The following is a 23,482-nucleotide window of genomic DNA, read 5'->3' as shown; positions in this document are numbered from 1 at the left end:
CGGGGCCGGTGCGGCCGGGGTTCAGATCTCCGTCCGGGAGAACGCACGAAACCGCCCGTTCCGGACGTCCGGAACGGGCGGTTTCGGTCGGCTGGGGACTACGAGACGGTGACGCCGGTGAACTTGACCTGCTTGGTCGGCGCTCCGGTGCCGTCCTGCGGGTTCGGGTTCGCGATGCCCGCCTTCGCCACCGCGTCGAGCACCTTCAGGCCCTCGTCGCTGATGCTGCCGAACACCGAGTAGTCCGCCGGGAGGCCGTCGGCGTTGCCGTAGACCATGAAGAACTGGCTGCCGCCCGAGTTCGGGGCCTGCGTCTTCGCCATGGCGAGGATGCCGCGGCCGTACTTGATCTCCGGGAACGCCTCGTCCGGCATCGTGTAGCCCGGGCCGCCCTGACCGTCCTGGGTCGGGTCACCGGTGGCCGACGGGTCACCGCACTGCAGCATCTGCAGGCCCTCGGTGCCGAGCCGGTGGCACATGGTGCCGTCGTAGAAGTTCTGCTTGGACAGGCTGACGAAGCTCTGCACCGCGCAGGGGGCGAGCGCCCGGTCGAGCGTCAGCGGGATGTCGCCCGCGGTGCTCTTGAGCGTCACGTTCACCGTGCCGGTCGAGGAGACGTTCTTGCCGTCGGGCAGGTTCACCTTCTTCGGCGCCTTGCCCGTCGTGTCGGCCTTGAAGTCGCACGTCGTCGGGTTCGGCAGCGGCTTCGACCGCTTCGGCAGCGCGGTGCGCTGCGTCGGGATCTGCAGGTCGGTGGGCGGCGGAGCGGCCGAAGACGACGGCGACGCGGTGTTCGTGCTGTCGCCGCTGTTCGCGCTCACGATCCACACCACGACACCGGCGACGACGAGGACGGCCACGCCGACTACACCAGCCCCGATCATCCGGCGTCGCTTCTGCTGCTCCATTCGGCGCTCGAGCTGCCGCTCGAGCTTGCGCTTCGCAGCTTCGCGGCGCTGCTGGTTGGTCGCCACCCCGTACCCTCCAGGTTTCCGCTCGTGTCACACGTCTGAGGTAGGGGGAGTGTATGGGCACAGCCTGTGAGGACCATGTACAGGGCCCGCTAGTCTCAACCCGATCGTGATCGGCGCCATCCGGCGCGGAAGTCCGGGGAGGCGTCCGGTGCTCGTCGTCGGGTTCGGCAGCGGCCCGCTGCAGGCCAACTGCTACCTGCTGGCGGCGGCCGCCGGCGGGCCCTGCGTGGTCGTGGATCCGGGGCAGGAGGTGGCCGCGCCGCTGGCCGCCGCGCTCGGCGAACACGGGCTGGTCCCGGCGGCCCTGCTGGCCACCCACGGCCATCCCGACCACGTCGCTTCGGCGGCCGCGCTGTCGGCCGAACACGGCGTCCCGCTGCACCTGCACCCCGCCGACGCGCCGCTGTACGACGGCGGCAGCGTGCCGCTCGAGCCGGGTGTGTTCGCGGACCTGGACGTCGACGTGCGGCACGTGCCCGGCCACACGCCGGGCTCGGTGGTGCTGGGCCTGGAAACGCCCGAGGGCGGCCGGCTCGCGCTGACCGGTGACACGCTCTTCGCCGGGTCGATCGGCCGCGGCGACGTGGCGGAGGCGCTGCGGGACCTGCTGGCGGCGTTCCCGGACGACACGGTGGTGCTGCCGGGTCACGGCCCGGCGACGACGATCGGCCGGGAACGCGCGGGCAACCCGTTCCTGGCCGGGACGGGGGCGTGAACATGGCCGAGGAGACGTCCGATCGGATCGCGCTGTTCGAGGAGGACCCGCGCGGCCGCCGTCGCCGCGGCATCTCGGGACTGGTCGGGGTGGTGATCGTCGCCGCGGCCTTCGGCGGGATCGCCGGCCTGATCGGCGGCACGGTGACCGGCCTGGTCGTCGCGCTGGTGATCGCGCTGCCGCTGCTGTACGTGATGGCGGTCAGCATCCGGCGGCGCGTCTGGATCGAAGGCTCGACGCTGCTCGTGCGCACGTGGGGCCTGCGCCGGGTCGATCTGTCGACAGCGACCCGCCTCGACCTCGTCATCGGCGACGTCCGGGGCAACCGCACGGTGAGCCTGCTGGTGAACGCGGGCCAGCGCGGCAAGGTGGCGAAGGTGGACCTCGCGGTGTTCTCCGGGACCGGCGGGCGCGAACTGGGCATCCTGCAGCTGCGGAAGCTCGCGAACGCGTTGATGAACAACACCGAGGCGAACGGGCTCGTGTTCGGCGAGCTGCTCGTCGCCGAGCTCAAGGCGGAGGCGCGCGGCTCCGGCGTGGCGGAGCGCCCGCTCTACCGCCTGGCGTCGGTGGCGCCCTCGGGCAAGTACGTGCAGCGCTTCACGATGGAGGCGGTCAGCCGGTTCGTGGCTACGCTGGATTGAGTCCCGCGCCCGCCGTGCTGAGGTGCGTGGCCGGTTCGCGGGAGGCGATCAACGCGGCCAGCACGGTGGTCACCGGCACGGCCGCGACGATGCCGACGCTGCCCGCGAGGGTGCGGATGATCTCCTGCGCGATCTCCTCGCTGCCGAGCAGCGCCCCGAGCCCCACCCCGGAGATCGACGAGTACAGCAGCACCGGCAGCGCGGCCCCGGCGTAGGCCATCACGAGGGTGTTGACCGCCGACCCGACGTGGTCGCGCCCGATCCGCAGGCCCGAGTTGTAGAGCTCGCGCCAGGTCAGGTCCGGGTTGGCGCGCCGGAGCTCCCACACGGCGCTCGTCTGGGTGACGGTGACGTCGTCGAGCACGCCGAGCGCGCCGATCACGACGCCGGCGAGCAGCAGCCCGCGCGCGTCGATGCCGTGGCCGAGCGAGCCGATGAGCGTCGAGGTGCTGTCGTCGAGGCCGGTGAGCGACGCCGCGGCGGAGAAGATCGCGGACAGGACGCCGATGAGGGCGAGGCTGACGAGCGTGCCGAGCACGGCCGCGGACGTCCGCGCGGAGAGCCCGTGGGTCAGGTAGAGCGCGATGAACATGATGGCGCCGGCCCCGGCGATGGCCACGACGAGCGGGTTTTCCCCGGCGAGGATGGCCGGGAGGATGAACAGCGCGATGACGACGAAGGACAACCCGAGCGCGACGAGCGCGGCGATGCCCTGCCACCGTCCGAGCACGAGCACGGCGACGGCGAAGAGCGCGGCCAGCACGAGCAGCGGGGTGCCGCGCTGGAAGTCGACGAGCTGGAAACTGGCCGGGTCGTCCGGGTTCCCGTTGTTGTAGGCGAGGACGACGGCGTCACCGGCGGTGAAGCGGGGAGTGCTGGGCTCGATGGGGACGGTCAGCCGCAGCGGTTTCCCGTCGGCCGGGCCGTCGGTCATGGTGAGTTCGACGGTCAGGCACGGTTTCGCGTTCGGATCGCTCTGGTCGCCGACCTGGACTTGGCCCTGGGCGAGGCACGGGCCGGTGGTGGTGGCGCGGATGTCGGCGTGCACGGGCGTGCCCTGCGGGACGACGCTGGTGGGCGAGGCCTTGCCCCAGGGGTAGAGGACGACCATGCCGACGACGGTGGCGAGCGCGAGCGGGGCCAGCAGCCAGATCAGGAGGGTTTTCACGCGCCGGGACGCGGGGGCGGCTGGTCCGTGGCCGTGGCCGTGGCCGTGGCCGTGGCCGGTGTGCGCGTCCGGGGTGTCGGGGGTGGGTTTGCGGCGGGGCCGGGCTTCGGTGGCGCGCTGGGGGCCGGTGTCGCCGCGGCGGGAAGCGGGGCGGTCGTTTTCTGCCGGGACGGGCTGTGGTCCGGTGTCGCCGCGGCGGCGTGGTGTGACGGCTTGGTCGTTGCCCGGCGCGGGCTGCGGTCCGGTGTCGCCGCGGCGTTTGCGCGGGGTTTCTGCGCCGCCGTTTTCAGTCGGGATGGGCTGTGGTCCGGTCTCTCCGCGGCGGCGCGGTGCGGCGGCTTGGTCGTTTTTCGCGGCGGGCTGCGGTCCGGTGTCGCCGCGGCGGCGTTGGGCGGTGGGCTGGTTGCTTGCCGCGGCGGGCTGCGGTCCCGTGTCGCCGCGGCGTTTGCGCGGGGTTTCTGCGCGGCCGTTTTCGGTCGGGATGGGCTGTGGTCCGGTGTCCCCGCGGCGGCGTTGTGCGGTCGTGTCGGTGTGGGCGTTCTCGGCGGCGCGCTGTGGGCCGGTGTCGCCGCGGCGGCGTGGTGCGGCGGCTTGGTCGTTGCCCGCGGCGGGCTGCGGTCCGGTGTCGCCGCGGCGTTTCCGCGGGGTCTCCGCACGGCCGTTTTCGGCCGGGAGGCGCAGCGAGCCGGTGTGCGTCGTGCGCTGGGGGCCGGTGTCGGCTCGGCGGCGGCCGGGCTCGGCCGCGCGGCGGGCGGCCTCCGGCGGGGTGCGGCGGGCGGGTTGGCGGGACGTACCCGGCGTTCCGGACGTCCCGCGGTCCGGCGAAAGGGACACCTCGTCCGTGATCCGGCGGATCGGGCCGGTTTCGTCGTCGTCGAGGTCAGGGCGGTCCACCCGCACATCCTGACAGCGGGTTTCCGCACCCCGCGCGAGGGGCCGCCGACGGCCCGGTTCGTCCCGATGCGCCGTGTCGTCCCCGCAATCCTGCGTGTCGGCCTCTCCGGCCCGGCGAAACCCGCCCGAGCAAACCCCGAACTCGCGTGATCGAAACCGGAACTCGCGTGATCAGAGACGTATCTCGCGTGATTGGAGGGGTATCTCGCGTGATTGCCGGGGCATCACGGACTTTCAGCCGTAGGCCTGGCGGACGTGGACCCTGCGGTAGGCCGACGGCGGGGTGTCGAAGTGGTCGAGGAAGGCCTGGCGCAGCGTTTCCGTCGAGCCGAAGCCGCAGCGGCGGGCGATCGTCGCCAGCGGGAGATCCGTTCCGGACAGGAGGCGGGCCGCGTGTTCGGTGCGGATCGTGCGGACGTAGCGGCCCGGGGTGGTGCCCAGGTGGGCGTCGAAGAGCCGGGTCAGCTGGCGGGTGCTGATCCCGGCCCTGGTCGCCAGGGCCGGGGTGCCGAGGTCGGCGTCGAGGTGCTCGGCGATGTACGCCGTCAGGTCGCGGACCTCGCGGTGCTCCGGCGGCGGCCCGGCCAGGAAGAGGCTGACCTGGGCCTGGTTGCCCGGCCGCTGCAGGTACGTCACCAGCGCGCGGGCGGCTTCGCGGGCCAGCGACGGGCCGTGGTCGGCCTCCACCAGCGACAGCGTCAGGTCCAGCCCGCTCGTGACGCCCGCCGCCGTGTAGACGTTGCCGTGGCGGACGTACAGCGGGACCGGGTCCACCGTCACCGACGGGTAGTCCCGGGCCAGGCGGGCCGCGTACCGCCAGTGCGTCGTCGCGCGGCGGCCGTTGAGCAGCCCCGCCGCCGCGAGCACCTCCGCGCCCGTGCACACCGACGCGACGCGGCGGCTGGTGCGGGCCAGCCGGCGGACGTGGGCCAGGACGCGCTCGTCGGCCGCCGCGGCCGTGCTGCCCCAGCCGCCCGCGACGACCAGCGTGTCGAGGTCGCCCGAGACCTGGTCCAGACGCAGGTGCGGCTGCAGCGTCAGGCCGGAGCCGGTGCGGATGCCGTGGCCGTCGACCGAGGCCAGCTGCAGCTCGTACGGCGGGCGCGCGCCGAGCCGGTTCGCGGCGTCGAACACATCGGCGGGGCAGGCGATGTCCAGCAGCTCGGCGTCGGCGTAACCGACGATCGCGACCCGTCTGGGTGAGCCTGGCATGATCGAACGCTAGCAGCCCGACCGGCGCTCGGACGTGGTTCGCAGGAATCCGGACATCCGCGTCGCCCGCGTCCGGTGCGGCAGCCACCGTGAGCGGCATGACCGATGACCCCAAGACCATCGCCTTCGTCGTCTACCCCGGCCTGACCCCGCTGGACCTCGTCGGCCCGCTGCAAGTCCTCGGCGCGCTCGCCCAGATGGACGCGCGCTACCGGACCGTCGTCGTCGGCGCCACGAAGGACACCGTCGGCACCGACACGCCGCTGCGGATCGCCCCGAGCCACACGTTCGACGAGGTGCCGTCCCCCTTCGCGGTGCTCGTGCCCGGCGGCACCGTGCCGACCCTGCAGGCGATGGCGGACGAACGCCTCCTCGCCTGGCTGCGCACCGCGGCCGGCCACGCCGAGCTCATGACCTCCGTGTGCACCGGCTCGCTCGTCCTCGGCGCGGCCGGGCTGCTGCAGGGCCGGGAGGCGACGACGCACTGGATGTTCCGCGACCTGCTGCCGGGCCTCGGCGCCACCCCCGTCGCCCGGCGGTGGGTCGAAGACGGCCCGGTGATCACCGCGGCCGGCGTCTCGGCGGGCATCGACCTGGCGCTGCACCTGGCCGAGCGGCTGGCCGGACGGCAGGTCGCGACGAACATCCAGTTCGCCATCGAGTACGACCCCGAGCCGCCGCAGGGCGCACTGGACTGGGCGAACCAGCCGTACGGCGACCTGAAGCCGTTGCGCGAACACACCCTGCGCGCGGGACTGGCGCAGCACCCGGAGCTGCTGGCGAAACTGCTCGCGCACGCGTGAGGACGAACGTCGTCGGCCATCCGGGTGAGCGGGGTTCCGCCGGCGCGCCGGACGGCTAGATTCGGCTCGCTCGATCAGGTGATCTCGCGGGTGGGGTGTGGTAGCCGTGCGGTTCCAGGTCCTCGGCCCGTTGGCGGCCTCCGTCCCGTTGCCGTCGGCGGCCCAGCCGCGGCGGCTGCTCGCCGTCCTCCTCACCCGCGCCGGCCGGTTCGTCGGCCGAGACACGCTGGTCGACGAACTGTGGCCGGACGGCGCGCCGCCGAGCGCCGCGGCGGTCGTCCAGGTCACCGTGTCGAAGCTGCGCAAGACGCTCTCGCCCGGCCTCGGGGCCGCCGAGGCCGGGCAGCGGCTGCGCTCGGGGCCGCGGGGCTACGCGCTGGCCGTCGAGCCGGGGGAGCTGGACTCGGACGAGTTCCTGGCGCTGCTCGCCTCGGGGGCCGACGACCGGGCCCAGCGCCGCCGCGCGCTCGAACGGGCCCTGGCGTGCTGGCGGGGCGACGCCTTCGCCGACGTCGCCGGCGGCCCGCTGCTGGAGGCGCACAAGCTATGGCTGGAGGACCGCCGCTCGGCGGCGCTGCTGCAGCTGGTCGAGCTGGAACTCGCCGACGGCGACGGCCGGTCCGTCGTCGAACGGCTCGACCCGGTGGTCGCGGCGCGGCCCGCCGACGAGCGGTTCGCCGCCCGGCTCGCCGCCGCGCTCGGCGCCGTCGGCCGCCGCGAATCGGCCCTGGAGGTGCTCCGCCGGACGCGGCGGGCGCTGTGGGACGAGGCGGGCGTGTGGCCGGGTGCCGACCTCGTCGCGGTGTACCGGCGCATCGCCGGCACGGAGTGGACGACGCCGGGGCCGCCCGCCGAGCTCCCGCCCGCGGTGCCCGACTTCACCGGGCGGGCCGCCGAGCTCGCCGACGTCGCCCGGGCGCTGCGGGGGCCGGCCCCGGTCGTGCTGCACGGCGCCGCCGGGGCCGGGAAGTCGGCGCTGGCGGTCCAGGCGGCCTGGCGCGCCCGCCGCCGGTTCCCCGACGGCCAGCTGACCGCGGCACTGCGCGCCCCGGACGGGACACCCGCCGAACCCGCGGCCGTGCTGACCGGGTTCCTGCGCCGGCTCGGCGCGACGCCGGCCGAACTGGCCGACCGCGCGGGGCTGGCCGGGCTGTGGCGCAGTTGTACCGCCGACCGGCGGCTGCTGGTGCTGTTCGAGGACGCCGCGTCGGAGGCCCAGGTGCGCGCCCTGCTGCCCAGCGGGCCCGGCTGCGCCACGCTGGTCACCACGCGCCGGGAACTGCCGGGGCTGTGCGGAGCGCGGGCGATCGCCGTGCCGCCACTGTCCACAGAGGACGCCTGGACATTGCTGGCGGCGATCGCGGGGGAGGCCCGGCTGCGGGCGGAACCCGAAGCGGTACAACGGCTTCTCGAGCACTGCGGTGGCCTCGCGCTGGCCGTCCGGATCGCCGGGGTGAAGCTCGCGGCCCGGCCGAACCAGTGCGTCGGCGACCTCGTCGCGCGGCTCGCCGACGACCGCCGCCGGCTCGACGAGCTGACCGCGGGCGACCTCGGTGTCCGCGCCGCGGTGACGTCGGCGCTGCGGGAGCGCCCGGCCGCCGACGTGGCGCTGCTGCGGCTGCTCGCCGCCTTCGGCGCCACCGTCCCGGACTGGTGCGCCGCGGCCCTGCTCGACCGGCCGCTCGGCGAAGCCCGCGACCGGCTCGACGACCTGGCGGCCGCGCACCTGCTCGACCCGGTGGGCCCGCGGTGGGCGGTGCCGCCGTTCGTGCGGCTGGTCCTGGCGGAGACCCCGGCGGAGACCGACGAGGCCGCGCTGCGCCGGGCGTGCGAAGCCGCGCTGGTGCACGCCGAACACGCCCGCGGCCGCCCGGCACCGGGCCTGCCCGAGCCGGATCCGGCGGTCTCCCGGCGGATCACCGCCGACCCGGCGGGCTGGGCGGCCGCGGAAACCGCGCACCTCGCCGCCACCGCCCGCCTGGCCGGCGCGCACGGCTGGCACGAGCTGACCGAACGGCTCGCCGACGCCTGCACCGCGCTGGCGGGCACCCCGTGGCTCGGCCACGCCGCCCGCGCCGTCTCGGTGCTCGGGCTGGCCGCGGCCCGCCGCCGCGGTGACCCGCGGGCGGAGGCCGAGAAGCTCCACCACCTCGGTGCCGTGCACTGGCAGCACGGGCACCGGCAGCGGGCGGAGAACTGCTTCGTTCTGGCCGAGCACCGCTACCGCGCCCTGGCCGACGCGCGGGGCACCGGCGCGGTGCTGGCCGCGCTCGCCGACGTTCACCTCGACGGCGGTGACCCGCGGGCCGCCGAAGCCGAGCTGCGGGAGGCGATGGGCCTGCTGCGCGCGTGCGGGGACCACCGCGGGCAGGCCGCCGCGGCGGCGCAGCTGGGCTCGCTGGCCGAGGACGTCGGCGACGTCCGGCGCGCGGTCGAAAGCTTCGAAGTGAGCATGCTGCTGGCCCGGCACTGCGACGACAGCCGCGGGCACGACCACGCCGCGAAGCGCTACGCCGACGTCCTGCGCCGGCACGGCGACCGGGACCAGGCGGCGGACCTGCTCACCGGCGCGCTCGGCGGTGCCGTCCGCACCCGCGAGCGGCACTGGGAAGCCCACGTCCTGCGCAGCCTCGGCGACCTGCACACCGAAGCCGGGGAGGTCGCCGACGGAGAGCGCTTCCTGGCGCGGTCGCTGGCGCTGTTCGAGCAGATCGGGCACCGCCACGCCGCCGCCTACACCCACCGCAGCCTCGCCGAGGCCCGCCACCGCGCGGGCGACTCGGCGGGCGCGCGGCGGCACCTGCGGCTCGCCTTGGCCGTCTTCCAGGAGCTGGGCGATCGCCGCGGCGCCGGGTACGCCCTGCTCAGCCTCGGGCGGACGCAGGCCGAAGCGGGGGACAGCGGCGAAGCGGAACGGGTGCTGCGCACCTCGGCCGGCCTGTTCCGGGACCTCGGGTTCCCGCTGTGGGAGCTGCGCGCGCTGCGGGAACTCGACGCCGTCACGAGCGGATCCCCGGACCGGGACCGGACTCGTGAAGTCTTGACGAAGATCAGGACCTGACGGCAGCCGGCCCGGCGGGCGGCGGCCGGAGTTTGGCGAAGTTATGGCCGTCCCGATTTGGCTCACCGGCGTCCGGATCGTCGCAGAAGAGGAGGCAACTCATGCCGGGACAACGGATGCTGGCGCGGGCGGCACTGGGGCTGGCCGCGGCCGCGGCGACGACGGTGTTCGCCACCATCGGCACGGCGTCGGCCACCGTCGAGGTCACCAAGCTCACCCAGGCGCAGGCCGCGTCGCAGCTGTCCGCGGCCGGGGTGACGCACTCGTCGAGCGGCGGCTGCACCACGCGGTCCAACTCGACGTGCACGTCCTACGAACAGATCAACCAGAGCACGGTCGACGGCGTCATCACGCTGAAGCGGGCCAGCGGCTGCGCGATCAACATCACCGGCGGCACCGAGGTCGGCCACGCGTCGGGCACCTACAGCCACTACAACGGCTACAAGGTGGACATCGCGCACAACAGCTGCATCGACGCCTACATCAAGAACAACTTCGGCTACATCGGCCTGCGCGGCGACGGCTACCCGCAGTGGAAGGCGGCGTCCGGCAACCTCTACTGCGACGAAGGCAACCACTGGGACATCACCTACTACACCTGCGGGTGCTGACCTGCAGTTCCACGGTTTCCAGGAGTCGCAGCGGCTCCCCGTGGGGCTGCGCCCACGCACTGCCCCACGGGAAGCGCCGCCCTCGAAGGCGCGGAGGACAGCGCGGCCTTCCGGACCATGACACCTGCGGTGTGGACCCGCTGACGCCGGCTCACGAACTCTCGCGTCCCAGCCACCACAGCCCGCCGGCCAGCCCCAGCCCGCCGGCGACCACCAGGCCGAGGGCCGCGTACAGCCAGCCACGGCCGAGCTGACCACCGACCGCGATCGTCGTGACCGCCAAACCGGGCGGCACCCACGGCCGTCGCAGCGCCACGACCAGTACCGACCGGCCGGCCCGGCGCAGCGTGCCCATCGAACTCCCATCGACTCGGACGATCGACAGTCCTACCATGATGGGGCCCGGCCGGTGGGGAGGCGGTGGTGACATGACCCAAGGCGGCTCGCGTCGCGTTCCCGGCTCCGGGGAACACCGGAGAAAACCTCGCCGCTGCCGGTACGACAGCTCCATCGTCACCCGGGCCGGCCAGGAGCGGGGCAAGTTCTACTGCCGCCAGTGCGGCAGGGTGCTCGACTACGCGGAAACGAAGAGGCAGTGAATGTCGACGCCTTCACTGCCTGACGCGACGCTCGGTGTCGCGGGCAGGATCGGCCGCAACTTCAGCGTGGTCACGGTGGCGCCGGCGCTGTACTTCACCCTGTGGGTCTACGCGCTGTACGCGAGCGGCGCCTGGGCCCACGAGCCGCGCCTCGGCGAGCTGCGCGACGCCTTCGCCCACTGGTCACTGGCCGGAGCCGCCTGGCTGGTGCTCGCCACCGTGCTCGTCGGCCTGTTCATCCACCCGCTCCAGTTCCCGACCGTGCAACTGCTCGAGGGGTACTGGGGCCCGTCGCGGCTCGCGCGGGCCGCCGTGAAGCTGCGCACCGCGCACTACCGGGCCAAAGCGCAGAAGATCGAAGACCGGCTGGAGGAGCACCAGGACAGCCTCCAGTTCAAGCTGGACGACCACCTCGGCGAACGAGCCGGCGATCTCAGTACCGGCGAATGGCAGCGCGAGCGGGCCGAGTACCTCGCCGGGGAAGCGGACGACGAAGCGTTGTCGCACGCGGTCGCCGAGGACATCTACTTCAAGGCGACGAAACGGTTCCCGGGACGGGCCCGCATGATGCCGACGCGGCTCGGGAACGCCCTGCGGGCCGTCGAGGACCGGGCGGGGCGTCAGTACGGGCTGGACGCGATCACCGTGGCACCACACCTCGCGCTCATCGCGCCGGAGAGCCACGTGGCGTACCTGCAGGACTCGCGGGAGCAGCTCGACCTCGCCGTCCGGCTGTGCTCGGTGTCGCTGCTGGCCACCGCGATGACGTTGTCGGCCATGCTCACGGACGGGTTCTGGCTCTTGCTGGCACTCATCCCTTACGCGCTCGCCTACGTCGCCTACCGCGCGGCGGTCTCGGCGGCCGACGAGTTCATGACCGCGGTGTCGACGATCATCGACCTCGACCGGTTCGCGTTGTACCGGCACCTCGGACTGACCCGGCCGCGGACCACGCACCAGGAGCGTCGCCGGAACGCGAAGCTGATGCTGCTGCTCCAGAACGAACCCGCGGATCCGGACGAACCCGAGGTTTCGCTGACGTATGCCCGCGAGGAGCCACCGGACAAGGCCTGACCGCCGGCCGGAGCAGGAACTGCCACCGGCTGTGGGCCGCGAAAGGCTCCGGCACGCAGGCTCGTGCTCTGGTCGCTCAGTTTTCGATGAGCAGCCAGTCGCCCGGACCGCCGCCCGGCCGGTACGGGCTGTCGGCGCGCTTCGCGATGACGCCCGGGAGGCCGTGCTGGCGGCTGGCGCCCGCGACCGCCTCGCCGCCGCCCAGGTAGTACCGCGGTACCTGCCAGTGGCGGTCCTCGACCGCCAAGCCGTCCAGCAGTTCCCGGCGTTTCGTGTACGGCAGGTCCAGCGTCGGCCGGCCATCCAGGTGCAGGAGGTCGGCCGCGAAGTAGAAGACCGGGCAGCTCGCCTTGAGCCGCTTGGCGGCCGCGCCGTCGGCCCGGCGGCGTTCCGCCAGGCCCTCCGGGTACGGCTTGCCGTCCTTCACCACGACGACTTCGCCGTCCAGCAGCACTTCCGTCGACCCGAGCTGCTCGCCCAGCTTGTGGAGTTCGGGGTAGCGGCCGGTCACGTCGGCGCCGGTTTCGTCGTGCGCGGTGACGCGGCCGCCGCAGACCAGCAGCATCGTGCGCAGGCCGCCCCAGGCGAACTCGTAGGCCCACTCGTCGTCGTCCGGCGGCAGGTCGCCCGGGACCGGCGTCATCGGCTCGAGGAACTCCGGTGCGTCTTCGTGGCCGGGTTCGGCCGGGTCGAGGCGCCGCAGCGTCCAGTCCCGGCCGTCTTCGTCGTGCCGGTTGGTGAACAGGTACTTGCCGCGCGCGCGTTCGCCGTGGAAGACCACCTCGACCTTGTGGTCGTTCCAGTGCAGGGTTTCGTACTTCCCGGTGTCCCACACGGTCATCCGGCCGCCGCCGTACTCGCCCGCGGGGATCTCGCCGGAGAACGTCAGGTACTCCATGGGGTGGTCTTCGGTGTGCACGGCGAGCCGGGGCACCCCGGGTGACAGCGGCAGGCCCTTCGGCACCGCCCACGACACGAGCACGCCGTCGCGCTCCAGGCGGAAGTCCCAATGCAGCCGGGTGGCGTGGTGCTCCTGGATGACGAAGAGGTCGTTCCCGCCGGGCACGGGCGGGCCGTCCGGCCACGGCTCCGAGGTGCGGTCGCGCGCCCGTTTGCCGCGGTACTCCTCGAGTTTGTCCGCCATGGGTGCCCCAGTACCCCTTCCGCTCCCGGAGCGTCCAGGGTACCGGGGCCCGGCGTCAGTCGGTTTCCGCCATCGCTTCGGCGAACTGCGCCGCGTACAGCCGCGAGTACGCACCCCCGCTGTGCAGCAGCGTTTCGTGATCGCCCTGCTCGACGATGCGGCCCTGCTCCATCACCAGGATCACGTCCGCGTCGCGGATCGTCGAGAGCCGGTGCGCGATCACGAAGCTCGTGCGGCCGCTGCGCAGCTCGTTCATCGCCCGCTGGATGAGCACCTCGGTGCGGGTGTCGACCGAGCTGGTCGCCTCGTCGAGGATGAGGATCACCGGCTTGGCCAGGAACGCCCGCGCCACCGTGATCAGCTGCTTCTCACCCGCGCTGACCGTGCCGCCCTCGTCGTCGAGCACCGTGTCGTAGCCGTCCGGCAGCGTCCGCACGAAGCGGTCCACGTATGTCGCCTGGGCCGCCTCGACGATCTCCTCGCGGCTCGGGTCGTCCGCGCCGTAGGCGATGTTCTCCGCGATCGTGCCGCCGAACAGCCACGCGTCCTGCAGCACCATGCCGGTCTGGTCGCGCAGCTCTTCGCGGTTCATCTTCGCGATGTCGACGCCGTCGAGCGTGATCCGGCCGCCGTCGAGCTCGTAGAACCGCATCAGCAGATTGACCAGCGTCGTCTTCCCGGCCCCGGTCGGGCCGACGATCGCCACCGTCTGACCGGGTTCGACGGTCAGCGAAAGGTCCTCGATCAGCGGCTTCTCGGGCAGGTAGCGGAACGAGACGTCCTGGAACTCGACCCGCCCGCGGATCTCCGCGGGCCGCTCCGGCGAAGCCGGCTCCGGGGCCTGCTCCTCGGCGTCGAGCAGCGCGAACACCCGCTCGGCCGAGGCGACCCCGGACTGCAGCAGGTTCGCCATGCTGGCGATCTGCGTCACCGGCTGGCTGAACTGGCGCGAATACTGGATGAACGCCTGCACCTCGCCGAGCGTCAGGCTGCCCGACGCCACGCGCAGCGCGCCGATCACCGCCACCAGCACGTAGCTGAGGTTGCCGATGAACATCATCGCCGGCTGGATCATCCCGGAGATGAACTGGGCCTGGAAACTCGCCTGGTACAGCGTCTCGTTCTGCTTGTCGAAGATCGCCGCGGACTCGTCGCGGCGGCCGAACACCTTGACCAGCGAGTGCCCGGTGTACATCTCCTCGACGTGCGCGTTGAGCTTGCCGGTCGTCGACCACTGCTTGATGAAGTTCGGCTGCGCCCGCTTCCCGACCTTCGCCGCCACGACCGCCGACAACGGCACGGTCAGCAGCGCGATCAGCGCCAGCAGCGGCGAGATCAGGAACATCATGATCAGCACGCCGACCACCGTCAGCAGCGACGACACGATCTGCGAGAGCGTCTGCTGCAGCGACTGCGCCAGGTTGTCGATGTCGTTGGTGACGCGGGAAAGCACCTCGCCGCGCGGCTGGCGGTCGAAGTACTTCAGCGGCAGCCGGGCGAACTTGTCCTCGACCTCCTGCCGCAGCCGGTACACCGCGTGCTGCACCAGCGTCGTCGTCAGCCGGGCCTGGATCAGGCCGAAGAACGACGAAACGACGAACAGCGCCAGCACGGTCAGCAGGATCTGCCCGACCTTGTCGAAGTCGATCCCGACGCCGGGCACGAGGTCGACCCGGCTGTAGATGTCGGCGAGCGTGCCGTCGCCGCGGGCCCGCAGCCCGGCGACGATCTGCTCCTTCGTGACCCCGGGCGGCACCTGCTTGCCGAGCACGCCGGCGAGGATGGCGTCGGTGGCCTGCCCGAGGATCTTCGGCCCGATCACGGTCAGCGTCACGCTGGCCGCGCCGAGCACGAAGACGCCGATCAGGGCCACCCGCTGCGGCCGGAGCAGCCGCAGCAGCCGTTTCAGGGAGCCCTTGAAGTCCAGGGCCTTCTCCGCCGGCGCGCCGCCGCTCATCCAGCGGGCCGCCGGGCCGCCGGCCGCGGTCCCGGTGTTGCGGTGCCGCTGCGCGGTCGGGCGTTCGCCGGCGTCGGTGACGGCGGCCTTGGGCGTCTCCGTGGTGCTCACGCCGCCTCCTGCTCGGTCAGCTGGGACAGCACGATCTCCCGGTAGGTTTCGTTGCCGTCCATGAGTTCGTGGTGGGTGCCGGTACCGACGACGCGGCCTTCGTCGAGGACGATGATCCGGTCGGCCCCGCGGATGGTGCTGACCCGCTGGGCGACGATGACCACCGTCGCGTCCTTCGTCTCCGCCACCAGCGCGCGGCGCAGGGCCGCGTCGGTCGCGTAGTCGAGCGCCGAGAACGAGTCGTCGAACAGGTAGATCTCCGGTTTGTGCACCAGCATCCGGGCGATCGCGAGCCGCTGGCGCTGGCCGCCCGAGACGTTCGTGCCGCCCTGGGCGATCGGCGCGTCGAGACCCTCGGCCATCGCTTCGACGAAGTCCTTGCCCTGCGCCACCTCCAGCGCGTGCCACAGCTCTTCGTCGGTCGCGTCCGGGTTGCCGTAGCGCAGGTTGCTCGCCACCGTGCCGGCGAACAGGTACGGCTTCTGCGGCACCAGCCCGACCGCGCGGGCGAGCACCGCCGGATCGAGGTCGCGGACGTCGACGCCGTCGACCTTCACCGTGCCGGCGGTCGCGTCCATCAGCCGCGGGATCAGGTTGAGCAGCGTGGTCTTGCCGGTACCGGTCGACCCGATCACGGCCGTGGTCTCACCCGGCCGCCCGATCAGCGAAATGTCGCACAGCACCGGCTTTTCCGCGCCGGGGTAGCGGAACTCGACGTTCGCGAGCTCGAGGTGCCCGTGCACCGCGCCCGGGCGGATCGGCGACACCGGCGGGCGCACGCTCGACTCCGTGTCGAGCACCTCGCTGATCCGCTCGGCGCTGACCTCCGCGCGCGGCACCATCATGAACATGAACGTGGCCATCATGACGGCCATCAGGATCTGCAGCAGGTAGGACAGGAACGCCGTCATGGCCCCGATCTGCATGCTGCCGGAGTCGATGCGCTGCCCGCCGAACCACAGCACCGCGACGCTGGAGGCGTTCATCACCAGCATCACGATCGGGAACATCAGCGCCATCAGCCGCCCGACCCGCAGCGACACGGTGAGCAGCTCGTCGTTGGCGACGTCGAAGCGCCGGCGCTCCCGGGTGTCCCGCACGAAGGCGCGGATGACCCGGATGCCCATGATCTGCTCCCGCAGGATCTGGTTGATCCGGTCGATCCGCACCTGCATCAGCCGGAAGGCCGGGCGCATCTTGGCGATGACCGTGCCGACCGCGACCGCCAGGACCGGCACGATGACCAGCAGCAGCGACGACAGCGGCACGTCGAGGTTCAGCGCCAGGATGATCCCGCCGACGCACATGATCGGCGCGGACACCATCAGCGTCAGCGTCATCAGGACCAGCATCTGGACCTGCTGGACGTCGTTGGTGGTGCGGGTGATCAGCGACGGCGTGCCGAACTGGCCGACTTCCCGGGCCGAGAAGTCCTGCACCCGGTGGAAGACACCGGCGCGGATGTCCCGGCCGATCGCCATCGCCGTGCGGGCGCCGAAGTAGACCGCGCCGATCGAGCCGGCGATCTGGGCCAGCGTGACGGCGAGCATCACCGCGCCGATCCGCAGGATGTAGGGCATGTCGCCCTTGATCAGGCCGTTGTCGACGATGTCGGCGTTCAGCGTCGGCAGGTAGAGCATGGCGATCGTCTGCACCAGTTGGAGCGCGACGATCACCCACAACGTGCCCCGGTACGGGCGCAGGTGGCTGCGCAGGAGCTTCACGAGCACAACGATTCCCCCAGTGCGGTGGTGGTGGTGTTCGGGTCGGGTGTTCGGGCCGTGCTGCCGGACAGGGTCGGCATCCCGGCGGCCAGCTCGTCCAGCAGCCGCTCCAGGGTCGGCAGGAGCGGTTCGCCTTCGGTGAACCAGTTGACGAAGGCGACGCGGACGGCGCTTTCCACCGAGGAGGCCATCAGCCGGCACAGCAGGTGGTCCACACCGCCCACCCGCATCGCGATCGTTTCGGCGAGGACCCGCTCGACCGCCGCGTGGGCGTTGAGGAATTCGCCCCGCAGCACGAGCTGGCCCATCAGCTCCCGGATACGCGCAACATACGCGCGATCGGGCTCGCCATCACGCGAATATTGCTCGAGCACCGCGTGCTTGACCGCGTCCCAGAGCGGCTCGTCCGCCGGCCGGGCGAGCAGGGCCTCGCGCATCCCCTCGTGCCGGTCCGCGACGACCGCGCAGACCGCCTGCTCCTTGCTGGAGAAGTAGTTGTTGAATGTGCGGGGCGAGACCCCCACCTCGGTGGCGATGTCCTCCACCCGGACGTTCTCCAGCCCCCGCTCCAGCGTGAGCCGGAGCGCGGCCTGGGCGAGGGCCCGGCGGGCCTCGCGCTTCTTCCGCTCGCGCAAGGTCAGCTTCGGTGGTACTTCCGGCGGCATGTGCAGAGTGTAGCGAAAAACTTGCGTGCCGCGCAAAAAATTGCGTGACACGCAAGTTCGGGACGAATCGGGCACGACCTGCGGCTCCGCGGCAAGGGCCTGCGTCAGCTGGGCGTTCGACGGCCGCGTGCGCAGTGTTGCGACCCGCAATTTGCAAAATTGAACCGAATGGCCTAATCCGCTGCGCTCACCAGCGGCGACGCTCCGAATTCAAGATCACGCACGGCGATCGCGCGGGAACGGCCTGTGGACATCCCACGAACCTTTCTGCTTGCATGTCCCGCATCGCCGCCGGGGGTCGGCGGAGCGAAGCCGTTTCCGCAGTCGTTTCCGAACCTGAGCAAGGAAGAAGTGGGACCACATGGCGAGCCGGGCCCGGGAACTCCTGGATCGATCACGCGTCCTGCTGGACCGCTCGCGCGTCGCCGCCGCGCAGTTCCTCACCGCGCCTCCGAAGCACCCCGGGTACGCACCCGCGGCCGGGCCGGCGTTCGTGGAGCTGACGCGGCCGGAGCCGGTGGCGCCGCCGTCCGGCGAAGGCGTCCTGGCCGAGATCTGCGCCAGCGTCGCCCTGCGTGACCTCAACCTCCTCGACCAGCTGCTGGCGCGGCTGGAGGAGCTGGAGGCGGGGGAGGAGGACCACCACCGCCTCGCCGAGCTCTACCAGCTCGACCACCTCGCCACGCGGCTGCGGCGCAACGCCGAGAACCTGCGCGTGCTCGCCGGGCAGGACACCGCCGACGGCGCCGCCCGCGCGACCTCGGTGCTCGACCTCATGCGCGAGGCGATGTCCTCGATCAACCACTACGCCCGGATCACCATCGGCCGCGTGGTCAACCTCGGCGTCGTCGGCTTCGCCGCCGAAGACCTCGGGCGGGTGCTGGCGGAGCTGTTCGACAACGCCGCCAACCAGTCCTCGCCGAGCTCGCCGGTGCACGTCAGCGCGCACCTGACCGAACAGGGCAGCGTGCTCGTCCGGATCGAGGACGAGGGCATCGGCATCCCCGCCGACCGCATCGGGGACCTCAACGCGCGGCTGGAAGCGGGTGGCGACCTCGACGACGCCGCGGCGCGGCACATGGGCCTCGCCGTCGTCGCCCGCCTGGCCGCCCGGCACGGCGTCACCGTCCGGCTCGACCGGCGCAGCCCGCACGGGACGGTGGCCACCGTGCTGCTGCCCACCGGCGTCGTCACCGAGCTCGCCGAGCACGCGTGGTCGGGCACCCGGACCGTCACCATCGAGCCGGTCGCGCCCGGCCGCGAACCGGCCGCGGCCGGCGGGTTGCCGCACCGCCGGGCGGCCGCCTTCCCGCGGGAGGACCCGGACGCCGCGCCCCGCGGCAAGCCCAGCCCCCGGCCGCGGCCGCAGCCGGTCGAGCGGGCCGCGGGCGGGACCACGGCGAACGGCCTGCCGCGCCGCGTGCCGGGCAGCATCCGCGGTGCCGCACCGGAACCACCGCCGCCGCCACCCGCGCCGGCGCCGGACGCCGCCGGGCACGAACGGCTGCTGGCCGACCTCGGGGCGTTCGCCGACGGCGAGCAGGCCGCGCTGGCGGAGAACCGCACCCGTCAGGACGAGACGCCCGGAGGAACCGCCCGGTGAGCGCACCCCACCCGGCCACGGCGAACTTCGCCTGGCTGCTCGACGACTTCGTGCGCAAGGTCCACGGGGTGAGCCACGCGCTGATCATGAGCGTGGACGGCTTCCCGCTGACCGCGTCGGATTCGGTCGGCGAGGCCGAAGCCGAACAGCTCGCCGCGATCGCCAGCGGCCTGCTTTCGCTCGCCGGCAACAGCGCGGCGCTGTTCGGGAAGGGTCAGTGCGAGCAGATCATCATCCGGCTCACCCACGGCTACTTCCTGTTCATGGGCATCGGGTCCGGTGCCGGGCTCGCGGTGCTGACCTCGGGCGAGGCGGACATGAAGGTGGTCGCCTACGAGATGACCCAGTTCATCACCAACGCCGGCCACGCGCTCACCCCCGAGGTGCGCGCGGAGCTGCGGCAGGTGCTGACCGCGCGCCGGCCCCGGATGTGACACCGTGCCTGACCAGGATGTGATGCCCGTGTCCGAACCGGACACCCCGCCGGAGACCCCGCCGGAGACCACACTGCCGCGCCGCAGCCGCCGGATCCGCGCGTACGCCCTCACCGGCGGCCGTACCGGAACGCGCTTCCAGCTGCTGGTGGAAACGCTGATTTCGGTGCCGCAGTACGACCCCGCGCTGAGCGACACGCTGATGCCCGAGTCCCGCTCGCTCTACGAACGCGCCCGGGTGCGGTGCTCGGTCGCGGAGCTGTCGGTCGGGCTGGACCTGCCGCTGGGCGTGGTGCGGGTGCTGCTCGGCGACCTCGCCGCCCAGGGCGCGGTGTTCGTCCACCCCACCGCGCACGCCTACCACCACGACACCAACGTGCTCGAGAGGATCCTTGATGGGCTCAAGCGGCTCCCCGCCTGAGGGCGATCTGCTGACGATCTCCGCGAAGATCGTCGTCGCCGGGGGCTTCGGTGTCGGCAAGACCACCTTCGTCGGCGCGGTGTCGGAAGTGCCGCCGATGAGCAACGAGGCGTGGATGACCGAGGCCGGGCAGGGCATCGACGAAATCCCGCCCGGTGGCAAGTCGACCACGACGGTGGCGATGGACTTCGGGCGGATCACGCTGCGCCCGGACCTGCTGCTGTACCTGTTCGGCACGCCGGGGCAGGCGCGGTTCTGGTTCCTCTGGGACGACCTGAGCCGCGGCGCGCTCGGCGCGGTCGTGCTGGTCGACACCAGCCGGATCGACGAATCCTTCGCGGCGATCAACTACTTCGAGAACGACTCGGAGCTGCCGTTCATCGTCGCGGTCAACCAGTTCGAAGGCATGCCGGTGCACGACCTCGAAGAGGTCCGGGACGCCCTCGCGCTCGACCCGAGCGTCCCGCTGGTCACCTGCGACGCCCGCGACCGCGCGTCGACGATCGCCACCCTGACCGAACTGGTCGGCCACACGCTGTCGCTGGCGGTGCTCTCCGGCCCGGCGGGCCGCGAGCTCGCCGGCAGCACCCCGCTCGCCTGAACCCCTGGAAGGTGAAGAGCTCCATGCGCAAGGTCCTGGTCGTGGGCGCCGGGCAGTCCGGCCTGCAACTGGCCCTCGGGCTGCAGGCGAAGGACTACGACGTCACCGTGATGTCCGCGCGGACCCCGGAGGAGATCCGCAGCGGGCGGGTGATGTCGACGCAGTGCATGTTCCACTACGCCCTGCAGCACGAGCGGGACCTCGGGATCAACCTGTGGGAAGCGGACACGGTCGACATCGAAGGCCTCGGCGTCTCGGTGGCCGCGCCGGACGGCGGCCGCGCGCTCGACTGGCTGGGCGAGCTCGACCACCCGGCGCAGTCGGTCGACCAGCGGGTGAAGATGGCCGGCTGGCTGGAGCTGTTCGAGGACCGCGGCGGCAAGCTCGTCATCCACGGCGTGATGACGTCGGAGCTGGACGCGCTGGCCCGGCTGTACGACCTCGTGGTCGTTTCGGCGGGCAAGGGCGAGCTGGTCCAGCTGTTCGACCGGGTGCCCGAGCGGTCGCCGTACACCCGGCCGATGCGCACGCTCTCGCTCGTCTACGCCCACGGAGTGGGCCGCCGTCCGGAGCACCCGGACAAGGTGGGGCTGCGGTTCAACATCGTCCCCGGTGTCGGCGAGCTGTTCATGATCCCGGCGTACACGCTGAGCGGGAACTGCGACATCCTCTTCTTCGAAGGCGTGCCCGGCGGGCCGCTGGACTGCTTCGACGACCGCCCGGGCCCGGACGAGCACTTCAAGCGCGTGCTCGACCTCATGCGGCAGTACGTGCCGTGGGAGTACGACCGCTGCCGCGAGGCGGAGCTGACCGACGCGAAGGCGACCCTGGCCGGCGGGTACACGCCGGTCGTGCGCCACCCGGTCGGAACCCTGCCCGGCGGGGCGGTGGTGCTCGGCATGGCCGACGTCGTCGTGGCGAACGACCCGATCACCGGGCAGGGCTCGAACAACGCCAGCCACTGCGCCACGACCTACCTCGACGCCATCGTGGCCCACGGCGACCAGCCGTTCGACGCCGCGTGGATGGAAGCGACCTTCGAGCGCTACTGGGAGTACGCCCGGCACGTCACCGAATGGACGAACGCCCTGCTCCTCCCGCCGCCCCCGCACGTGCTCGAGATCCTCGGGGCGGCGGGGCAGCACCCGGCGGTCGCGCGGCGGTTCGCCAACGGGTTCTCCGATCCGACCGACTTCCGGCACTGGTTCATGGATCCGGCACGCTGGGAGAAGTACCTGGCAGAGCTCTAGATCCGACTGTCGCCGATGGACGATTCGGGCTACGGTAGTTACCGAGCGTGAAGTCGACCTGGCGGTCTATCGGAGGTGCGTGGCATGCGGGCGATGTGGAAGGGCTCGGTGTCGTTCGGGCTGGTCAGCATCCCGGTCCAGCTGTACGCGGCCACCGAGAACAAGAACGTCTCGCTCCGGCAGGTGCACGAGGCCGACGGCGGCCGCATCCAGTACAAGCGGTTCTGCACCATCGACGGCCAGGAGGTGCCGTACGCCGAGATCGCCAAGGGCTACGAGCTGCCCGACGGCGAGATGGTGGTGATCACCGACGCGGAGATGGCCGAGCTGCCGTTGTCCACCCAGCGCACGATCGACGTGCTGGAGTTCGTGCCGCTGGAGTCGATCGACCCGATCCAGTACGACCGGACCTACTACCTGGAGCCGCAGAAGAACGCGGTGAAGCCGTACGTCGTGCTGCGGGACGCCCTGCACAAGTCGAGCCAGGTGGCCATCGCGAAGGTCGCGGTCCGGCAGCGGGAGAGCATGGCGGTGCTGCGGGTGCACGCCGACGTGCTGGTGATGACGACCATGCTGTGGCCGGACGAGGTCCGCGAGCCGGACTTCCCGTTCCTGCGCGACGACCCGCCGCAGATCCGCCCGCAGGAGCTGACCATGGCGGGCTCGCTGATCGACTCGCTGGCCGAGCCGGTGTTCGAGCCGGAGAAGTACCACGACCACTACCGCGAGGCCCTCGAGGAGATGATCGAGGCCAAGGTTGCCGGCGACGAGACGACCAAGCCGGCGTCGGTCACCGCCAAGGCCGACGTCGTCGACCTGATGGCGGCCCTGCAGGCCAGTGTGGACGCCGCGAAGAAGTCGCGGCAGTCCACTTCGGAGGCGTCCGAAGAGGACGCCGAGCCGGCGAAGAAGAAGCCGGCCGCGCGCAAGCGGGCGCCGAAGCCCGCCTGAGGGGCCCCGGTCGGGTGGTTGTGCCGACACGCCGCCGCAGTGCCGCAACCGGCCGCGTCCCGGCCCTACCTTGGGGCACGTCGGGCACGAGCGCGGAAAGGCGGCCGGTCGTGGGGTGTGCTTCTTGTGACGCGGGGATCGACCACTGCCACGGCACGCTGGTGGTGCACCCGGACGGCGGATTCGCCGAGTGCACGGAACCGGCCTGTGAGGACGGTGACCGCCTGCGGCACGCGCTGATCGTCGACTGCCAGGGCATCGGCGGCGGGTGCGGCTGTGCCGCCGCACCCGGGAAGCCGTTGTTGCGCCGAGCTTCCTGAGCCTCCCGCCAGGATCCGGGCGGCCCTTCCCGGCCGGGCTCCCGCGCCTGCCGGGAAGGTCTGCGCGTGTTCGGGTGCCGTCGAGCTCGTAACCCGATCGTGTATGCAGCTGTGTACACGCGCTGGGCGATGTGCTAACACTAACGGGGTCCTTCGGCTCTCCCTCCCCCTCGGAGCCGGAGGACCCTTTTCGTCGGGCTGCCCTGCGTTGGGCAGGACGCAAGAAATCCGCCGGGTGGAAACGCCGGCGGATTTGCTTTGCGCTTACCTTTTGCGGTCTGCGTCCCGAACGGCCGAACGGCCCGGCGCGCACCGGCATCGCTGCCGGTCCGCGCCAGGCCGTGGCGGGAGTCCCGGGATCAGTACCAGTGTGCGCGGCCACCGATCCGGCGGCCGGTGCCGCCCAGGATGGCCAGTGCCACGCCGGCCACCGCGAGAATGATACCGATGGTGTACAGCACCGGGATGCCCACGATGAACCCGATGACAAGGAGAATCACACCGAGAATGATCACTTGACACACTCCTTCGCATGAGACCCGGCCC

Annotated in this window: 22 protein-coding genes; 13 read left to right on the top strand and 9 right to left on the bottom strand. The window is 72.2% G+C overall.

Going from position 1 to position 23,482, the window contains the following annotated elements:
• Positions 1-98: 98 nt before the first annotated feature.
• Positions 99-974, bottom strand: coding sequence for a peptidylprolyl isomerase (locus tag ACLJPY_RS27165; protein ID WP_410592611.1), 876 nt, complete (start codon positions 972-974; stop codon positions 99-101).
• A 148-nt stretch (positions 975-1,122) separates the two neighbouring features.
• On the opposite strand from ACLJPY_RS27165, the gene ACLJPY_RS27160 reads away from it, so the two are divergent.
• Entirely contained in the window at positions 1,123-1,689 is a 567-nt protein-coding gene (locus ACLJPY_RS27160) for an MBL fold metallo-hydrolase (protein ID WP_410592610.1), read from the top strand.
• 2 nt (positions 1,690-1,691) lie between these two features.
• The gene (locus ACLJPY_RS27155; RefSeq protein ID WP_410593066.1) at positions 1,692-2,333 is read left to right on the top strand and encodes a hypothetical protein; all 642 of its coding nucleotides are present in this window, start codon (positions 1,692-1,694) and stop codon (positions 2,331-2,333) included.
• Here ACLJPY_RS27155 and ACLJPY_RS27150 read toward each other — a convergent pair.
• A complete protein-coding gene (locus ACLJPY_RS27150; protein WP_410592608.1) occupies positions 2,320-4,395 on the bottom strand; it encodes a YibE/F family protein in 2,076 nt (691 codons plus the stop codon). The genes ACLJPY_RS27155 and ACLJPY_RS27150 overlap by 14 nt on opposite strands.
• Positions 4,396-4,629: 234 nt before the next feature.
• Positions 4,630-5,607, bottom strand: a complete 978-nt coding sequence (locus ACLJPY_RS27145) for a GlxA family transcriptional regulator (RefSeq protein WP_410592606.1) — start codon at positions 5,605-5,607, stop codon at positions 4,630-4,632.
• A 98-nt stretch (positions 5,608-5,705) separates the two neighbouring features.
• On the opposite strand from ACLJPY_RS27145, the gene ACLJPY_RS27140 reads away from it, so the two are divergent.
• The 3 genes from ACLJPY_RS27140 (at position 5,706) to ACLJPY_RS27130 (ending at position 10,082) form a co-directional block, all read left to right on the top strand.
• Complete coding sequence (locus ACLJPY_RS27140; RefSeq protein ID WP_410592604.1) at positions 5,706-6,410, top strand: DJ-1/PfpI family protein; 705 nt, start codon at positions 5,706-5,708, stop codon at positions 6,408-6,410.
• Between the two features lie 106 nt (positions 6,411-6,516).
• Positions 6,517-9,471 (top strand): BTAD domain-containing putative transcriptional regulator, encoded by a 2,955-nt coding sequence (locus ACLJPY_RS27135; RefSeq protein ID WP_410592602.1) that lies wholly within the window; start codon positions 6,517-6,519, stop codon positions 9,469-9,471.
• Between the two features lie 101 nt (positions 9,472-9,572).
• Positions 9,573-10,082 (top strand): hypothetical protein, encoded by a 510-nt coding sequence (locus tag ACLJPY_RS27130; protein WP_410592600.1) that lies wholly within the window; start codon positions 9,573-9,575, stop codon positions 10,080-10,082.
• 151 nt (positions 10,083-10,233) lie between these two features.
• Here ACLJPY_RS27130 and ACLJPY_RS27125 read toward each other — a convergent pair whose 3' ends face one another.
• Positions 10,234-10,437, bottom strand: coding sequence for a hypothetical protein (locus ACLJPY_RS27125; protein ID WP_410592599.1), 204 nt, complete (start codon positions 10,435-10,437; stop codon positions 10,234-10,236).
• A 244-nt stretch (positions 10,438-10,681) separates the two neighbouring features.
• On the opposite strand from ACLJPY_RS27125, the gene ACLJPY_RS27120 reads away from it, so the two are divergent.
• Positions 10,682-11,755 carry a hypothetical protein gene (locus ACLJPY_RS27120; protein WP_410592597.1) on the top strand — a complete coding sequence of 358 codons (1,074 nt, stop codon included), beginning with the start codon at positions 10,682-10,684 and terminating at the stop codon, positions 11,753-11,755.
• A gap of 76 nt (positions 11,756-11,831) precedes the next feature.
• Here the strand turns inward: ACLJPY_RS27120 and ACLJPY_RS27115 are convergent, their stop codons facing one another.
• From ACLJPY_RS27115 to ACLJPY_RS27100, 4 genes are read right to left on the bottom strand one after another with little or no spacing between them, the layout of a single operon-like run.
• Positions 11,832-12,899 carry a DNA polymerase ligase N-terminal domain-containing protein gene (locus ACLJPY_RS27115; RefSeq protein WP_410592596.1) on the bottom strand — a complete coding sequence of 356 codons (1,068 nt, stop codon included), beginning with the start codon at positions 12,897-12,899 and terminating at the stop codon, positions 11,832-11,834.
• Between the two features lie 55 nt (positions 12,900-12,954).
• Positions 12,955-14,967, bottom strand: a complete 2,013-nt coding sequence (locus ACLJPY_RS27110; protein WP_410592595.1) for an ABC transporter ATP-binding protein — start codon at positions 14,965-14,967, stop codon at positions 12,955-12,957.
• Positions 14,964-16,697: an ABC transporter ATP-binding protein gene (locus tag ACLJPY_RS27105; RefSeq protein WP_410592593.1), complete on the bottom strand. Its 1,734-nt coding sequence runs from the start codon at positions 16,695-16,697 to the stop codon at positions 14,964-14,966. The genes ACLJPY_RS27110 and ACLJPY_RS27105 overlap by 4 nt, the downstream gene beginning before the upstream one ends.
• The gene (locus tag ACLJPY_RS27100) at positions 16,688-17,356 is read right to left on the bottom strand and encodes a TetR/AcrR family transcriptional regulator (RefSeq protein ID WP_410592592.1); all 669 of its coding nucleotides are present in this window, start codon (positions 17,354-17,356) and stop codon (positions 16,688-16,690) included. The genes ACLJPY_RS27105 and ACLJPY_RS27100 overlap by 10 nt, the downstream gene beginning before the upstream one ends.
• A 361-nt stretch (positions 17,357-17,717) precedes the next feature.
• On the opposite strand from ACLJPY_RS27100, the gene ACLJPY_RS27095 reads away from it, so the two are divergent.
• From ACLJPY_RS27095 to ACLJPY_RS27065, 7 genes are all read left to right on the top strand, one after another.
• Positions 17,718-18,959, top strand: a complete 1,242-nt coding sequence (locus tag ACLJPY_RS27095; protein WP_410592591.1) for a sensor histidine kinase — start codon at positions 17,718-17,720, stop codon at positions 18,957-18,959.
• Positions 18,956-19,393 (top strand): roadblock/LC7 domain-containing protein, encoded by a 438-nt coding sequence (locus tag ACLJPY_RS27090; RefSeq protein WP_410592590.1) that lies wholly within the window; start codon positions 18,956-18,958, stop codon positions 19,391-19,393. The genes ACLJPY_RS27095 and ACLJPY_RS27090 overlap by 4 nt, the downstream gene beginning before the upstream one ends.
• 22 nt (positions 19,394-19,415) lie before the next feature.
• A complete protein-coding gene (locus tag ACLJPY_RS27085; RefSeq protein WP_410593064.1) occupies positions 19,416-19,814 on the top strand; it encodes a DUF742 domain-containing protein in 399 nt (132 codons plus the stop codon).
• Positions 19,789-20,415 carry a GTP-binding protein gene (locus ACLJPY_RS27080; protein ID WP_410592588.1) on the top strand — a complete coding sequence of 209 codons (627 nt, stop codon included), beginning with the start codon at positions 19,789-19,791 and terminating at the stop codon, positions 20,413-20,415. Before ACLJPY_RS27085 ends, ACLJPY_RS27080 begins: the two co-directional genes overlap by 26 nt.
• 23 nt (positions 20,416-20,438) lie before the next feature.
• Positions 20,439-21,665, top strand: a complete 1,227-nt coding sequence (locus ACLJPY_RS27075; RefSeq protein ID WP_410592586.1) for a styrene monooxygenase/indole monooxygenase family protein — start codon at positions 20,439-20,441, stop codon at positions 21,663-21,665.
• A gap of 84 nt (positions 21,666-21,749) precedes the next feature.
• Positions 21,750-22,616 (top strand): Ku protein, encoded by an 867-nt coding sequence (locus ACLJPY_RS27070; RefSeq protein ID WP_410592585.1) that lies wholly within the window; start codon positions 21,750-21,752, stop codon positions 22,614-22,616.
• Between the two features lie 110 nt (positions 22,617-22,726).
• Positions 22,727-22,936 carry a hypothetical protein gene (locus tag ACLJPY_RS27065; protein ID WP_410592584.1) on the top strand — a complete coding sequence of 70 codons (210 nt, stop codon included), beginning with the start codon at positions 22,727-22,729 and terminating at the stop codon, positions 22,934-22,936.
• Between the two features lie 359 nt (positions 22,937-23,295).
• Here ACLJPY_RS27065 and ACLJPY_RS27060 read toward each other — a convergent pair whose 3' ends face one another.
• A complete protein-coding gene (locus ACLJPY_RS27060) occupies positions 23,296-23,451 on the bottom strand; it encodes a hypothetical protein (RefSeq protein ID WP_004559113.1) in 156 nt (51 codons plus the stop codon).
• Positions 23,452-23,482 lie beyond the last annotated feature (31 nt).

It is taken from the genome of Amycolatopsis sp. lyj-23, assembly GCF_046549135.1.
In the GTDB taxonomy this organism is placed as follows: Bacteria; Actinomycetota; Actinomycetes; order Mycobacteriales; family Pseudonocardiaceae; genus Amycolatopsis.
This window is presented reverse-complemented; position numbering and strand designations above follow the sequence as displayed.